Below are 13,849 nucleotides of genomic sequence, written 5' to 3' on the forward strand. Positions count from 1 at the left end.
GTCCTTTCAACGGGTGGGGGCGCCTTTCCATGATGCCTTAAGATTTCTCAGGATGCCCAGCGGTAGGCTGCAACCATGGTGGCAACCGCGCTTCTGGCGCTGCGGGGAGACCTCGTCAAGCTGTTTCGCGACATCGTCGACATCGAATCCGTGAGCGGCAACGAAGGGGCTCTCGCGGACGCCGTCGAGCAGGCCCTCACGGCCTACGAGCACCTCCACGTGAGCCGCGACGGCGACGCTGTCGTGGCGCGCACGGACCTCGGCCGGCCGACGCGCGTGGTGGTCGCGGGCCACCTCGACACCGTCCCTGTCGCGGGCAATCTGCCCTCACGGCAGGAAGGCGACCTCATCTACGGTCGTGGCACCGCCGACATGAAGGGCGGGGTCGCCGTGATGCTGGCGGCGGCGGCCGAGTTGCCCTCCCCGCGGCACGACGTCACCTGGATCTTCTACGACCACGAGGAGGTCGAGGCGGCCAAGAACGGCCTCGGGCGGCTCGGCCGCAACCGGCCCGACCTGCTCGCCGGGGAGTTCGCCGTCCTCATGGAGCCCACCGGCGCCCAGATCGAGGGTGGCTGCCAGGGGACCGTGCGCTTCGAGGTCACCCTCGTCGGCAAGGCCGCTCACTCGGCGCGCAGCTGGCTGGGACACAACGCGATCCACGACGCCGGTGGCGTCCTCGCCCTCCTCGCGGCGCACGAGCCGCGCCGCGTGGTGGTCGACGGGCTGGAGTATCGCGAGGGCCTCAACGCCGTTGCGATCACGGGCGGCATCGCGGGCAACGTCATCCCCGACCGCTGCACGGTCACCGTCAATTTCCGCTTCGCGCCCGACCGCAGCGTCGAGCAGGCCGAGCAGTATTGCCGCGAGGTGCTCGCCGGCTACGAACTCGTCTTCACCGACGCCGCCCCCGCAGCCCGTCCCGGCCTCGATCTGCCGGCTGCGCAGGACTTTCTCGCCGCCCTGGGCGGCGAAGCGCGCGCCAAGTACGGCTGGACGGACGTGGCGCGCTTCGCCGAGCTGGGCGTCCCGGCGGTCAACTTCGGGCCGGCCGACCCCGGGAAGGCCCACGCCGACGACGAGTTCTGCCCGGTCGCCGACCTCGTCGCCTGCCACGCTGCTCTGCAGCGCTGGCTGTCTTGACCACTAGGCTGGCCCGGTGACGAAGCGGAGCAGCAAGGGCACCCGTCAGGGGCCGGTCATCCGGCGCGCGGGGCAGGTGCAGGCCACGACGACCGACCAGCGGTTGCTGCAGGGCCGGGGGGACACCGACTGGGTGCACGCCGACCCGTGGCGCGTCATGCGCATCCAGGCCGAGTTCGTCGAGGGCTTCGGCACGCTGGCCGAGCTCGGGCCGGCGGTGAGCGTCTTCGGGTCGGCCCGGACGCCGCGCACCCACCCGCTCTACGCCCAAGGGGTCGCGATCGGCGCGGCGCTGGCGAAGGCGGGGTACGCGACGATCACCGGCGGCGGCCCGGGCCTCATGGAGGCGGCCAACAAGGGCGCCGCCGAGGAGGACGGTGTCTCGGTGGGTCTCGGCATCGAGCTGCCCTTCGAGGACAAGTTCAACAAGTACGTCACGCTCGGCATCAACTTCCGCTACTTCTTCGTCCGCAAGGTGATGTTCCTCAAGTACGCCCAGGGCTTCATCGTGCTCCCCGGCGGCTACGGCACCCTCGACGAGCTGTTCGAGGCGCTCACCCTCGTCCAGACCAAGAAGGTCACGTCGTTCCCGATCGTCCTGTTCGGCCGCGACCACTGGGCCGGGATGCTCGACTGGATCGAGAAGTCCCTGCGCGACGAGGCGTACATCAGCGCCGACGACCGCGCCATGCTCCATCTCACCGACGACGTCGTCGAGGCCGTCGCCATCATCACCGAACACGCCTCCCGCAACGGGATCGGCCCCGCGATCAGGCCGGACGCCGCGGCGTCCGCCCAGCAGTGAGCGGGAGGACGCCGTGATGGAGTGGTTCCTGTGGGCGCTGGCCGTCGCGGTCCTCGGGCTGGGCGCGGTCGTGGCGAGCGGCCGGTGGGGTTTCCTGCCCGGCACGGTGCGCGACGCCCCCCTGCCGGTGCTCCCCGACGGGCCGCTGACGGCCGACGACCTGCGGGGTCTGGAGTTCGAGGTCGTGACCCGCGGCTATTCAATGGCGCAGGTCGACGAGGTGCTCGACCGGCTCCAGCGGCAGTTGGACGCCGCCGGTGACCCTGGGTGGTCCCGTGGTGCCGACTCGGAGGAGTTTTCGTCGTCTGCGATAATGGACGCAGACAGCTCGCAGTTACAGGAAGAGGCGTGACGATGGCAGCAATGAAGCCCCGCACCGGTGAGGGTCCCATCGAGGTTGCGAAGGAGTCCCGCGTGATCGCCATGCGCATCCCCGCCGACGGCGGTGGTCGCCTGGTGATCGAGATGAACGCGACTGAGGCAGAGGAACTGCTGAAGGCCCTCCAGGACGTGGTGGGCTGAGTCCCCCCGCTGGCAACCGCAGGGCCCCCGGAGCGATGCTCCGGGGGCCCTGTTCGTGTCCGGGTGGCCCGGCGAGCCCGACCAGCGGGCGGGCCGGGACGGCCGAAGGTCAGCCCTTGCGGGTCTTGCGGTACTCGGCGGCGGCCTTGTACACCTCGACGGTCTCCTGAGCGATCTTCTCCCAGCTGAACTCGTCGATGCAGCGCTGCCGGCCCGCCTTGCCCATCTGCTTGGCGCGGTCGAGGTCGCGGGCCAGTTCGTTGATCTTCGCCGCGAAGTCGGCCTCGAAGCCGGCGACGAACTCCGGATCGTCGGCCTTCTTGGGGTCGTAGGGCACGAGGAGGCCGGTCTCGCCGTCGACGACGACCTCGGGGATGCCGCCTACGGCGGACGCCACGACGGCGGTTTCGCAGGCCATGGCCTCGAGGTTGACGATGCCGAGCGGCTCGTAGATCGACGGACAGGCGAACAGGTCGGCGGCGGTGAGCACCTGCCGGACCTGGGCGCGCGGCAGCATCTCCTGCACCCAGAACACCTTGCCGGGGCGCTGCTCGTTGAGCTGGCCGAACGCATCGTTGAACTCGGCGGCGATCTCGGGAGTGTCCGGGGCGCCGGCGAGCAGCAGCAGGGTCACGTTCTCGTCGAACTGCTGGGCGGCGCGCACGAGGTGAACGAGTCCCTTCTGCCGCGTGATGCGGCCGACGAACACGACCAGCGGCCCGTCGGTGGGGACGCCGAGCTGCTTCAGCGCCGAGTCGTCGGGATCGGGCTTGAACTCCTCGGGATCGATGCCGTTCTTCACCACGTGGATGCGCTCGGTCTCGACGAACGGGTAGGCGTCCTGGATGTTCTTGATCATCGCGGCGGAGACGGCGATGACGGCGTCCGCGTTGGCGTAGGCGGTCTTCTCGACCCACGAGCTGACGCGGTAGCCGCCGCCGAGTTGTTCGACCTTCCAGGGGCGGTCGGGCTCGAGGCTGTGGGCCGTCACCACGAGGGGGATGTCCTGGAACTCGCTGGCGAGGATGCCGGCAAACTGGGCGTACCAGGTGTGGGCGTGCACGACGTCGACAGCGGGCACCGCAGCGGCCATGGACACGTCGGCGCCGACGGTCCGCAGGGCCGCGTTGGCCCCTTCGGGCCAGTCCTCCGAATGAGCCGTCGCGCCGTCGCGGGGCTCGCCCATGCACTGGACGTCGACGAGCTCGCAGAACTTCTCGAGCTGGGGGACGAGCTGGCCGACGTGGACGCCGGCGCCACCGTAGATGTGAGGTGGGTACTCACGGGTCAGAATGGATACGCGCATGGCCCGATCGTCGCACAATCCGCGCGCACCAGCGGCGGAATGGTGAACAGCCCTCCAACGGGGTCTCACATCTTGCCGGATTCAGGTGCGGAGTCGGGGGCGAGCGGCTAGTTTCGTTCCATGCCCAGTCGACCCAATGTCCTGTCGATTGTCCTGGCTGGCGGCGAGGGCAAGCGCCTGATGCCTCTCACCGCAGACCGGGCCAAGCCCGCCGTGCCCTTCGGTGGCACGTACCGCCTGATCGACTTCGTCCTTTCCAACCTGGCGAACTCTTCGATGACGAAGATCGCCGTGTTGACCCAGTACAAGTCCCACTCACTCGATCGCCACATCGCACAGACGTGGCGCATGTCGACGCTGCTCGGCAGCTTCGTGACCTCGGTGCCGGCCCAGCAGCGCACGGGCAAGCAGTGGTTCATGGGCAGCGCGGACGCCATCTACCAGTCGATGAACCTCATCAACGACGAGGACCCGGAATACGTCGTGGTGTTCGGCGCCGACAACATCTACCGCATGGATGTCGGCAAGATGCTGCAGTCGCACATCGATTCGGGTCTGGAGTGCACGGTGGCCGGCATCCGCGTGCCGCGCGCCGAGGCGTCCGAGTTCGGCATCATCGACTCCGACGACGCCGGCCGGATCGAACAGTTCCTCGAGAAGCCGGCCGATCCTCCGGGCCTGCCCGACAGCCCGGACGAGTCGTACGCGTCCATGGGTAACTACATCTTCACGCGCAAGGCGTTCGTGGAAGCGTTGCACGCCGATGCGGAGGACAACTCCAGCAAGCACGACATGGGTGGCAACATCGTGCCCTTCTTCGTCGGCAAGGGGCAGGCACAGGTGTACGACTTCACTGCCAACGACGTGCCCGGGGCCTCCGAGAAGGATCGCAACTACTGGCGGGACGTCGGCAACATCGACGCCTACCATGCGGCCCACATGGACCTCGTGAGCGTCGAACCCGAGTTCAACCTCTACAACCGGCAGTGGCCGATCTTCACGCATCAGCCCCAGCTGCCGGGCGCGAAGTTCACGTTGCGCGGAACGGCGGAGGACTCGATCGTCTCGGCCGGCTGCATCATCTCCGGCGGTGACGTGGACCGCTCGGTGCTCTCCCCGAACGTGGTGGTCGACAAGTGGGCCAAGGTGGAGGAGTCGATCATCTTCTCCGGCGCCCGCATCGGCCGCAACGCGGTGGTGCGCCGCGCGATCCTCGACAAGAACGTCGTGGTCGAGGACGGCGCCGAGGTCGGCGTCAATCGCGATCACGACCTGGCCCGAGGCTTCCACGTGTCCGAGGGCGGCGTCACCGTCGTCACCAAGAACGGGCGCATCTCCGCCTGACCAGGGCACAACGACGGCCCGCCGAGTTCTTCTGGGCGGGCCGTTCGTCGTTGCCGCTCGACCGATGTCGAGGGTGGACGCCGCAGGTTCAGTTGCGCAGAGCGACGAGGAGGCCGTCGCCGACGGTGAGCAGCGCCGGTGAGAACTCGTCCATCGACTGGGTGGCGGCGAGTGCCTCGCGGATGATGAGGGTCTCGTCGTCCTCGTTGGTCTCGTCGGCGACCGCCCCGCCGAGCAGCGCGTGGTTGACGACGAGCAGCCCACCCCGGCGCAGCAGACGCGCTGCCTGCTCGACGTACTCGACGTATTCGAGCGGGTCGGCGTCCACGAGCACCACGTCGTAGGCGCCGTCGCTGAGCTTCGGCAGCACCGACAGGGCCGCCCCGGTGATGAGGCGGGCCCGGCGGTTTGGAATGCCGGCGCCACTGATGACCTCGCGCGCCGCGGCCTGGTGCTCGGCCTCGGTGTCGATGCTCGTCAGGACGCCGTCGGGCTCCATCCCCGCCAACAGGGCCAGCGACGACACGCCGGCACCCGTGCCGACCTCCACCGCGGTGCGGGCGCCGATGGCGCGGGTGATGAGCGTGAGGGCGGCAGCCGTGCCGGAACTGACTGCGGGCAGGCCGAGATGCGTGGCCGATTCGCGGGCGGCGGCGGCCGGGTCGGGGTCGGGGGTGAACGCGTCGGCGTAGTCGGCGGACGCGGACGGTCGCTGGGCGGAAGGCTTCTCGGCAGGGCTCACGATCACAGCCTAGGACACGACTGCCCTAGACTGGCGCCATGGCCCAACCCTTTGGACGGCTCGTCACGGCCATGGTGACTCCGTTCGCCGACGACGGCTCCCTCGACCTCGACGAGGCCCGGCGCCTGGCGGCTTACCTGGTGGACGAACAGCACAACGACGCGCTCGTGATCAACGGCACGACGGGGGAGTCCCCGACGACCGACGACGCCGAGAAGCTCGAACTGCTGAAGGCGGTCAAGGCGGAGGTGGGTGACCGGGCGAAGATCATCGCCGGGGTCGGCACCAACGAGACGGCCGCGACCCTCGCGCGCTGCCGGAACGCTGCCGAGGCCGAGGCCGACGGCGTCCTCGTCGTGACGCCGTACTACAGCAAGCCTCCGAAGGACGCCCTCGCCGAACACTTCGCCATCGTCGCAGACGCGACGGACCTGCCGGTCATGCTCTACGACATCCCCGGGCGGTCGGGAATCCCAATCCCCGAGGACGTGCTCATCGACCTGGCCCGGCACCCACGCATCGTCGCCGTCAAGGACGCCAAGGGCGACGTGATCAGCTCGGCGCGCGTCATGGCCGCGACGAACCTCGCCTACTACGCGGGCGACGACGCCATGACGCTCCCGCTCCTGAGTGTGGGTGCCGTGGGCGTCGTGGGCACGTCGACGCACTTCACCGGAGCGCGCACCAAGGAGTGGATGGAGCTGTTCGGCGACGGGGACCACGAGGGCGCCTTGGAGATCTACCGTGACCTGCTGCCGGTGTACACCGGCGTGTTCGCCACCCAGGGCTGCATGCTCGTGAAGGCGGCTCTGGCCTGCCGCGGCTTCCACCCGGGCGGGCTGCGGCGTCCGCTCAAGCCGGCCAGCTCCCAGCAGGCCAAGACGTTCCTCCACCTCCTCGAATCGGCCGGGTTGTGAATCCGGCCGGGTGACGCTGTGATCGACTTCAACTTCTGGGAGATCGGCGGCCTCATCGTGCTGGCCATCTTGATCTTCGGGCCCGACAAGCTGCCGGAGTTGGCGCGCAAGACGGCCCGGGTCATCAACTACCTGCGCGAGATCGGCAACGACGCGCGCGGCCAGTTGCGCAAGGAGTTGGGTCCCGAGTTCGACGACATCCGGCTGTCCGATCTCAACCCGAAGACCTTCGTCCAGCGCCACCTGCTGTCGGGCGACGAGATCGCCGACCTGCGCCAGATCCGCGACGACGCCCTCGATGCGGGCACCCTCGTCAAGGAAACGGTCACCGAGGCACGCGACGACATCAACGGCCTGGACCAGAAGAAGACGCAGGCCGAGCCGGCCGCGTCCGTGACCGTGCCCTTCGATCCGGAGGCGACCTGAGCGGTAGCCTTCGGCAGGTGAGCTCGGCAACTTCGGTGTTCGTGTCGCGCGTCAAGGGGCTGCCCATCCTCGACGCGAGCGGCGACCAGGTGGGCAAGGTGCGCGACGTCGTCGTGCAGAACCGGTCCAACGCGCGTCCACCCCGGGTGAAAGGGCTTGTCGTCGAGCTGTTGCGGCTCCGGCGCGTGTTCTTGCCGATGGAGCGGGTCCACTCGATCGACGCCCAGCAGGTCATCATCTCGGGCGTCGTCAACACCGTGGCGTTCAAGCGCCGCGAGGGCGAACGGCTCGTCTTCGCGGACCTGTTCGACATGGCCGTGACGCGCCCGGAGGCGCCGGCGGCGTCCATCTTCGACGTGGCGATCGAACGGACGCGGACGCGCGCGTGGGAGATCTCGGAGGTGGCGCTGCGGGAGGTGACGCGGCGGACACCGTTCTCGCGCGGTCACGTGGTGGTGGTGCCGTGGAACGACGTGCCCGACTTCTTCGCCGAGGCGGAGCAGGGCACCGACCAGATGCTCGCACAGCTCTCCGAGATGAAGCCGGCCGACGTGGCGCGCGAGCTGCACGAGATGGACCCCGACCGGCGCGACGAGGTGATCGAGGCGCTCGAGGACGACGTGTTGGCCGAGGCACTGGAGGAGCTGCCGGAATCGGAGCAGGTGCAGGTCATCCAGAAGCTCGACATGGAGCGGGCCGCCGACATCCTCGAGGAGATGGACCCCGACGACGCCGCCGACCTCATCGCCGAACTGGCCCCCGACCTGGCCGAACGCATCCTGCAGCGGATGGAGCCGGACGAAGCGAAGGATGTGCGGGCACTCCTCAACTACTCGGCGGCCACCGCCGGCGGCCTCATGACGCCCGAGCCGGTGATCGTCGGCACGGACGCCACCGTGGCCGACTGCCTGGCCCTGTTGCGGCACGAGGAGGTCACGCCCGCGCTGGCGGCGCTGGCATTCGTCTGCCGCCCGCCGCTCGACGCACCCACCGGCCGCTACGTGGGGGCGGTCCACATCCAGAAGCTGCTGCGCGAGCCACCCTCGTTGCTCGCCGCCTCGCTCGTCGACTCCGACATCGCCCCCCTGCGCCCGGACGCCGACGTGGCCCTCGTCAGCCGCTACTTCGCCACCTACGACCTCGTGTGCGCGCCCGTGGTGGACGCCGACGGGCGCCTCGTCGGGGCGGTCACGGTGGACGACGTGCTCGACCACATCCTGCCCGACGACTGGCGGGGCATCCAGCTCGCGGAAGGAGTGACCGATGGCGCCACCGTCTGACCGGCTCAACACCCCCGGACGCCGCACCAGCTGGTTCCCGCGCGTCCGGCTGCCCGAGGACGCCTTCGGCGCGTTCGCCGAGGGCTTCGCCCGGTTTATGGGCACCGCGAACTTCCTGTTCTGGATGACCGTGTTCATCGCGGCGTGGATCGTGATCAATAATGTCGCCCCCGGCCTGTTGCACGACCCGTTCCCCTACATCTTTCTCACGCTGATGCTGTCGCTGCAGGCGTCCTACGCGGCGCCGCTGATCCTGTTGGCGCAGAACCGGCAGGAGTCCCGCGACCGGGTCAGTCTCGAACACGATCGGGAGGTCGCCGAGGCGAGCCGCGCCGACACGGCGTTCCTGGCGCGGGAGATCGCGTCGCTGCGCATGCGGATCAACGAGATGCCCACCCGCGACTTCATCCGGTCCGAGTTGCGCGACCTGCTCGAGGAACTCGAGCGCGCGGACACCGGGTCCGGCGAGGAGCCCCCCGAATAGGCCCTCGGCGGGCATGGGTAAAGTGACGCCCATGTCTGTCTCCCGCCTCACCGAAGCCGTCTGGGACGTCTTGTCCCGCGTCAACGACCCCGAGATCGGCAAGCCGATCACGGAGCTCGACATGGTCGAACGGGTGGCGGTGGGCGAGGACGGCCACGCGCAGGTGAAGGTGCTGTTGACGATCGCGGGCTGCCCGATGCGGGGCACCATCGAGCACGACGTCCACGCGGCGCTGCAGTCGGTCGAGGGCCTCACGGGGCTCGACCTGGAGTTCGGCGTCATGAGCGACGAGCAGCGGGCCGAGCTGAAGACGAAGCTGCGCGGCGGCGTCCGGGAGCGGGAGATCCCCTTTGCGAAGGACGGCAACCTGACACAGGTCATCCTCGTCGCGTCGGGCAAGGGCGGGGTGGGCAAGTCGTCGGTGACGGTCAACCTCGCGAAGGCGCTCCAGTCGCGCGGCAAGACCGTGGGCGTGCTGGACGCCGACATCTACGGCCACTCGATTCCGCCGATGCTCGGCATCGCGGACGCCGAGGTGACCGGCCTGGACGACATGATCCTGCCGGTGCCCGTGGAGGGCATGAAGGTGATCTCGATCGGCATGCTCAAGCAGAGCCGCGACCAGGTGATCGCGTGGCGCGGCCCGATCCTCGACCGGGCGCTGCAGCAGTTCCTGGCCGACGTCTACTGGGGCGATCTCGACTTCCTCCTCGTCGATCTGCCCCCCGGGACCGGCGACGTGCCGATGAGCCTGGGGGCGAAGCTGCCGAACGCCGAAGTCCTCGTCGTGACGACGCCGCAGGCCGCGGCCGCCGAGGTCGCCGAACGTGCCGGGACGATGGCGTCCATGGTCGATCAGAGGGTGCTCGGCGTCGTGGAGAACATGGCCTACCTGGAGACGGCCTGCCCCGCGTGTGGCGACGTGCACCGGGTGGACCTCTTCGGCTCCGGCGGCGGTCAGCGCGTGGCCGAGGCCTTGAGCGTGCGGCTGGGCTACCCGATCGAGTTGCTCGCTCAGGTGCCGATCGACCCGGCGGTCAGCGCAACGGGCGACGCCGGCGTGCCGCTGGTCTCCGCGCAGGCCGATTCCCCGGCCGCCCGTGCGCTGGATGCCGTCGCCGAGCGTCTGGCCGCGCGCAAGCGCGGGCTGGCGGGGCGCAAGCTCAGCCTCCACGTGAGCTGAGCGCGGGCGGCCGGGGTGCTGGCCGTTCGCGTGGGGCGCCGAGAGCCCCTCGACCCGCCGAACTCGACCAGAGCGCAGGCTGCTCAGTCGATTGCGAATGTGATCGGCGTGCCCAATTCGACGGTGCGCGAGACGGTGCAGTCCCGCTCCTGCGACGCCCGAACCGCGGGCGCGATGCGGGTGCGCGCTGCGTCCCCCTCGGCGCCGGCGGGGAACCGCAGGCTGAACGTGACCTCCACGTCCTCGAGGTGGTTGCCGCCCTCGCGAACCTTCACCGCGGACGCCGTGACCGCGAACCGTTCCGGCTCGGCACGTCGCGACGTCATCAGGTCCACGTCGACCGACGAGCAGCCGGCGATCGCTGCGAGCAGTAGTTCGACAGGGGAGAAGGCGTCGGTGCCGCCGATCGCCAGCCGGACGCCGCGGGCGTTCGTTGCCACGTAGGCACCGGGCGCGACCCGCTCGAGCCGGACGATCGTGGGTGTCGAGGGTTCAGTCATGGGCCCATCCTGCCCCGGGCGGAGACGCAGGGCACGTCGTGCGGCGGGTGAGACCCGCTGCCACTAGGCTGACCACGTGATCGAGGCAACGCGCGCCCGGATCGCGGGCCACTGGTCCCGACGCTTCGGGGCGCCGGTGCCGGGGCCCTTCCCGATCACGGTCGGCGCCACGGGGCGGTATGCCGACGGTGCCCTCGTCGTCGTGCTCGATGGTCGGGCCCACGTCGATGCTCCCCTCGACCATCTGGACGCCGTCGTCGCGCTCACTGAGGGCCGCGACCCCACTGACCTGCTCGATCCCGCCTTCTGGACGCCGCTGGCGTCCGCCCCCGTCCTCGGCCCGGCCGATCGCTACTGGGCGGACCACTCCTGGACCGACCACGCCGCCGCCCTGGGCGACCCTGCGCCCGAGATACCCCTCGAACGGCTCGCCGAGCTGCGCCCACTCGTCACCGAGCGCGAGTGGCTCGAGGCGGGCTTCGCGAGCAACCCGATCCTCGCGCACGGCTTCGAACACGACGGCCGACTCGTCGCCGCCGCCGTCCTCACGGCCCTGTGGGGCTGGCCGGCGGATGTCGGTGTGCTCGTCGCGCCCGACGCCCGGGGTGAGGGGCTGGGGAGCCGCGTGGCGGTGTCCGCCTTGACCGCGGCCGTGTCGGTGGCCGGGTTCGGCTGCTACCGCGTCGAACGGGGCAACGCGGCGAGCGTCGCCGTGGCCCGGCACCTCCGGCTGGAGCCGTACGGCGCGAACGTCCTGGTGCCGCTCGCCCCCTAGGCTGGGACCCATGGCCACTCCGACGTCGACCGCCCGCGTCCGCCGCACGGTGCTTGCGGTCCCCGGCAGCTCCGACCGCTTCATCGCCAAGGCCCGCGGCCTCGGCGTCGACGCCCTCTTCCTCGACCTGGAGGACGCCGTCGCGCCCGCGGTCAAGGCGGAGTCACGCGGCCGTATCGTCGACGCGCTCAACGACACCGCGGGTTTCGCGGCGCCGACGGTGACGGTCCGCGTCAACGACTGGACGACCCCCTGGACGTACGCCGACGTCATCGAGGTCGTTTCCGGGGCGGGCGACCACATCGACGCGCTCGTCCTGCCCAAGTGCACCGACGCCGCCCAGGTCAAGGCGCTCGACCTCCTGCTCACCCAGGTCGAGCAGGCAGCCGGGTTGCCCGTCGGCCGGATCGGGCTCGAGGTGCAGATCGAGGACGCCCTCGGCCTCCTCCACGTGGACGCCATCGCCGCCGCCTCGCCGCGCCTCGAAACCCTCGTGTTCGGGCCGGGGGATTTCATGGCTTCCCTGGGCATGGGCGGGCTCAACGTCGGCGCCCAGCCGGCCGGCTACCCGGCAGACGCCTTCCATTACGTCCTCATGCGTATCCTCGTCGCGGCGCGCGCGCACGGCCTGCAGGCCATCGACGGACCGTTCGTCGCGATCCGGGACGCCGACGGCTTCCGGCAGGCGGCCGCCCGGTCGGCCGCGCTCGGCTACGACGGCAAGTGGGTGCTCCACCCCGGCCAGGTGGCCGACGGCAACGCCGCCTACACGCCGGACCAAGCGGATTTCGAGCGGGCGGAGCGCATCATGGCGGCGTACGCCCAAGCCACGTCGGTAGGGGGTGGGGCGCGCGGAGCTATTGTGGTGGACGACGAAATGGTCGACGAGGCCGGCGTCAAGCTGGCGGCGGCGATCCTCGCCCGGGGCCGTGCCGCACGCCTCGCCGAGGGAAAGGACGCCTGATGACCCAGCAGAACCCGATCGCGGGGAATCAATCGCTGTTCAAACTCGAGTACCCGCAGTCGGTGGGCGTCTACAACACCTACGCCGAGGCGCAGGCTGCCGTCGATCAGTTGGCCGACGCGAACTTCCCGGTGAGCAACCTCGCCATTGTGGGCACCGACCTGAAGCTGATGGAGCGCGTCACCGGTCGCCGCACGTGGGGCACGGTGCTCTCCCAGGGCGTGATGAGCGGCCTGTCGACCGGCTTCATCGTGGCCGTGTTCATGATGATCTTCCTGCCGAGCAACAACTTCCTCGCACAGTTCCTGACGGCGCTCGTCATCGGCGTCATCGTAGGTTTGCTGTTCTCGGTGCTCGGTTACGCGCTCAGCCGGGGCAAGCGCGACTTCACGTCGATCACGCAGACCGTCGCGACCAAGTACGAGGTGCTCAGCGAGCACAAGGTGGCCGGCCAGGCCCGCGAGCTGCTCGCCCGGAGCCCGGCGGGTCGTCAGGCAGCATTCAACCCCAACCAGGGTGGCTACCCGCAGGGCGGGTACGGCCAGGGCGAGCCGCAACCGGGGTATGGCCCACCGGGTCAGGGCCAGCAGCCCTACGGGCAGCAGTCGTACGGGCGGCAGGGCTACGGGCAGCAGCCGTACGGGCAGCAGCCCTACGGTCAACAGGGCTACGGGCAACAGGGATACGGGCAGCAGCCGGAGGGCCAGAGCCACGACGTCCCGCCCGGCCAGGCCACGCCGGATCCGGAGAAGCGAGGCGAGTCCCGGGCGCAGGGCGAGTGATCCCACCCGATCTGCGGGTCTTCCAGCGTCTGGGCGCGGACGCCGATCACCGGGTCGCGGCAAGGGCTCTCGAGGAGGCCGGCTGGCAGCCCTGCGGCACGGGAGATTGGGCGTTCGTCTTCCGATCACCCAGCGGCACCCGTGCTGCGCGTCTCAGCCCCTTCGACCCGTGCGCTCCCTACACCGCGCGCTTCTACCGCGAAGCAGCGGACACCCGCGAGGTGCCGCGCCTCGACCTGGAACGGGGCCTCGACGGGGGCGCGAGCCTGTTGGTGCTCGAATACCTCACGCCCGTCGCCGAACCGGTCGCGCGTGCTTTCCTCGCAGCCGTGAGCGACCCGGGCGCGACGACGCTCGGGGCGATCCTGGCCCGCGTGCACGCCAGCGCGCTGCGGGAACTGCCCTGGTGCGGACCCCTGGACGACAACCCCGCCAACGTGATGAGGGCGTTTGACGGGCGCCTCGTCCTGACCGATCCCTTCTTCGCCGACGGCCCGCGTCTCTACGGCAGCATCCTGACCGACGCCGCCGCGGTCGCGCGGTCGCTGCCGCCCGACCGGCGCCGCCACCTCCTCGATATCCCGCTCGCCGGCAGCGGTCCGTGGGACGAGGAGATCCGGGCGCGGATGCGCCGTGCCCTCGCGGACGCCGACCGTCGACGATGACGGCGTCCCTC

16 protein-coding genes and 1 pseudogene are annotated in these 13,849 nt (G+C 70.1%); 14 read left to right on the forward strand and 3 right to left on the reverse strand.

Annotated elements, in window-relative coordinates; genetic code table 11:
- The first annotated feature begins 75 nt into the window (after window positions 1–75).
- From dapE to Q1K57_RS11130, 4 genes are read left to right on the forward strand one after another with little or no spacing between them, the layout of a single operon-like run.
- Entirely contained in the window at window positions 76–1,143 is a 1,068-nt protein-coding gene (gene dapE / locus Q1K57_RS11115) for a succinyl-diaminopimelate desuccinylase (RefSeq protein WP_300082450.1), read from the forward strand.
- A 16-nt stretch (window positions 1,144–1,159) separates the two neighbouring features.
- On the forward strand, window positions 1,160–1,948 hold the full coding sequence (locus Q1K57_RS11120; protein WP_300082453.1) for a TIGR00730 family Rossman fold protein: 789 nt from the start codon (window positions 1,160–1,162) through the stop codon (window positions 1,946–1,948).
- Window positions 1,949–1,964: 16 nt separating this feature from the next.
- Window positions 1,965–2,300, forward strand: coding sequence for a DivIVA domain-containing protein (locus Q1K57_RS11125; protein ID WP_300082456.1), 336 nt, complete (start codon window positions 1,965–1,967; stop codon window positions 2,298–2,300).
- A 2-nt stretch (window positions 2,301–2,302) separates the two neighbouring features.
- Entirely contained in the window at window positions 2,303–2,470 is a 168-nt protein-coding gene (locus Q1K57_RS11130) for a DUF3117 domain-containing protein (RefSeq protein WP_300082534.1), read from the forward strand.
- 109 nt (window positions 2,471–2,579) lie between these two features.
- Here the strand turns inward: Q1K57_RS11130 and glgA are convergent, their stop codons facing one another.
- Window positions 2,580–3,776 carry a glycogen synthase gene (gene glgA, locus Q1K57_RS11135; RefSeq protein WP_300082459.1) on the reverse strand — a complete coding sequence of 399 codons (1,197 nt, stop codon included), beginning with the start codon at window positions 3,774–3,776 and terminating at the stop codon, window positions 2,580–2,582.
- 120 nt (window positions 3,777–3,896) lie between these two features.
- Here glgA and glgC point away from each other — a divergent pair, with 120 nt between their 5' ends.
- A complete protein-coding gene (glgC, locus tag Q1K57_RS11140) occupies window positions 3,897–5,120 on the forward strand; it encodes a glucose-1-phosphate adenylyltransferase (RefSeq protein WP_300082461.1) in 1,224 nt (407 codons plus the stop codon).
- 88 nt (window positions 5,121–5,208) lie between these two features.
- On the opposite strand, the gene Q1K57_RS11145 is transcribed toward glgC, so the two are convergent.
- Window positions 5,209–5,862: an O-methyltransferase gene (locus Q1K57_RS11145; protein WP_300082464.1), complete on the reverse strand. Its 654-nt coding sequence runs from the start codon at window positions 5,860–5,862 to the stop codon at window positions 5,209–5,211.
- 38 nt (window positions 5,863–5,900) lie between these two features.
- Here Q1K57_RS11145 and dapA point away from each other — a divergent pair, with 38 nt between their 5' ends.
- Genes dapA through Q1K57_RS11170 form a run of 5 tightly spaced genes read left to right on the forward strand, consistent with a single transcriptional unit; the run spans window position 5,901 to window position 10,152 of the window.
- Window positions 5,901–6,779, forward strand: a complete 879-nt coding sequence (gene dapA / locus Q1K57_RS11150) for a 4-hydroxy-tetrahydrodipicolinate synthase (RefSeq protein ID WP_300082467.1) — start codon at window positions 5,901–5,903, stop codon at window positions 6,777–6,779.
- Between the two features lie 18 nt (window positions 6,780–6,797).
- Window positions 6,798–7,205, forward strand: a complete 408-nt coding sequence (locus Q1K57_RS11155; protein WP_300082469.1) for a sec-independent translocase — start codon at window positions 6,798–6,800, stop codon at window positions 7,203–7,205.
- 17 nt (window positions 7,206–7,222) lie between these two features.
- On the forward strand, window positions 7,223–8,485 hold the full coding sequence (locus tag Q1K57_RS11160) for a CBS domain-containing protein (RefSeq protein WP_300082472.1): 1,263 nt from the start codon (window positions 7,223–7,225) through the stop codon (window positions 8,483–8,485).
- Window positions 8,469–8,969 carry a DUF1003 domain-containing protein gene (locus tag Q1K57_RS11165; RefSeq protein WP_300082475.1) on the forward strand — a complete coding sequence of 167 codons (501 nt, stop codon included), beginning with the start codon at window positions 8,469–8,471 and terminating at the stop codon, window positions 8,967–8,969. The genes Q1K57_RS11160 and Q1K57_RS11165 overlap by 17 nt, the downstream gene beginning before the upstream one ends.
- 31 nt (window positions 8,970–9,000) lie before the next feature.
- Complete coding sequence (locus Q1K57_RS11170) at window positions 9,001–10,152, forward strand: P-loop NTPase (RefSeq protein ID WP_300082478.1); 1,152 nt, start codon at window positions 9,001–9,003, stop codon at window positions 10,150–10,152.
- A gap of 83 nt (window positions 10,153–10,235) precedes the next feature.
- Here the strand turns inward: Q1K57_RS11170 and Q1K57_RS11175 are convergent, their stop codons facing one another.
- Window positions 10,236–10,652, reverse strand: coding sequence for an OsmC family protein (locus tag Q1K57_RS11175; protein ID WP_300082481.1), 417 nt, complete (start codon window positions 10,650–10,652; stop codon window positions 10,236–10,238).
- A gap of 76 nt (window positions 10,653–10,728) precedes the next feature.
- Here Q1K57_RS11175 and Q1K57_RS11180 point away from each other — a divergent pair, with 76 nt between their 5' ends.
- The 4 genes and pseudogenes from Q1K57_RS11180 to Q1K57_RS11195 all read left to right on the forward strand — a co-directional run bounded on the left by Q1K57_RS11180 (window position 10,729) and on the right by Q1K57_RS11195 (window position 13,838).
- Window positions 10,729–11,427 (forward strand): GNAT family N-acetyltransferase, encoded by a 699-nt coding sequence (locus tag Q1K57_RS11180; protein ID WP_300082483.1) that lies wholly within the window; start codon window positions 10,729–10,731, stop codon window positions 11,425–11,427.
- A 10-nt stretch (window positions 11,428–11,437) separates the two neighbouring features.
- Window positions 11,438–12,391 carry a CoA ester lyase gene (locus tag Q1K57_RS11185; protein ID WP_300082486.1) on the forward strand — a complete coding sequence of 318 codons (954 nt, stop codon included), beginning with the start codon at window positions 11,438–11,440 and terminating at the stop codon, window positions 12,389–12,391.
- A pseudogene (locus Q1K57_RS11190) lies at window positions 12,391–12,864 on the forward strand (general stress protein); the annotation flags it as partial. The gene Q1K57_RS11185 and the pseudogene Q1K57_RS11190, both read left to right, overlap by 1 nt.
- 305 nt (window positions 12,865–13,169) lie before the next feature.
- On the forward strand, window positions 13,170–13,838 hold the full coding sequence (locus Q1K57_RS11195; RefSeq protein WP_300082488.1) for a hypothetical protein: 669 nt from the start codon (window positions 13,170–13,172) through the stop codon (window positions 13,836–13,838).
- The last annotated feature ends 11 nt before the right edge of the window (window positions 13,839–13,849 follow it).

It is taken from the genome of Propioniciclava sp., from assembly GCF_029977985.1.
Taxonomy (GTDB): Bacteria; Actinomycetota; Actinomycetes; order Propionibacteriales; family Propionibacteriaceae; genus Propioniciclava.

Coding starts and splice junctions, on each gene's coding strand:
- dapA (WP_300082467.1), top strand. CDS start 5,901: ATGGCCCAACCCTTTGGACGGCTCGTCACGGCCATGGTGACTCCGTTC.
- dapE (WP_300082450.1), top strand. CDS start 76: ATGGTGGCAACCGCGCTTCTGGCGCTGCGGGGAGACCTCGTCAAGCTG.
- Q1K57_RS11185 (WP_300082486.1), top strand. CDS start 11,438: ATGGCCACTCCGACGTCGACCGCCCGCGTCCGCCGCACGGTGCTTGCG.
- Q1K57_RS11175 (WP_300082481.1), bottom strand. CDS start 10,652: ATGACTGAACCCTCGACACCCACGATCGTCCGGCTCGAGCGGGTCGCG.
- Q1K57_RS11130 (WP_300082534.1), top strand. CDS start 2,303: ATGGCAGCAATGAAGCCCCGCACCGGTGAGGGTCCCATCGAGGTTGCG.
- Q1K57_RS11125 (WP_300082456.1), top strand. CDS start 1,965: ATGGAGTGGTTCCTGTGGGCGCTGGCCGTCGCGGTCCTCGGGCTGGGC.
- Q1K57_RS11165 (WP_300082475.1), top strand. CDS start 8,469: ATGGCGCCACCGTCTGACCGGCTCAACACCCCCGGACGCCGCACCAGC.
- glgA (WP_300082459.1), bottom strand. CDS start 3,776: ATGCGCGTATCCATTCTGACCCGTGAGTACCCACCTCACATCTACGGT.
- Q1K57_RS11170 (WP_300082478.1), top strand. CDS start 9,001: ATGTCTGTCTCCCGCCTCACCGAAGCCGTCTGGGACGTCTTGTCCCGC.
- glgC (WP_300082461.1), top strand. CDS start 3,897: ATGCCCAGTCGACCCAATGTCCTGTCGATTGTCCTGGCTGGCGGCGAG.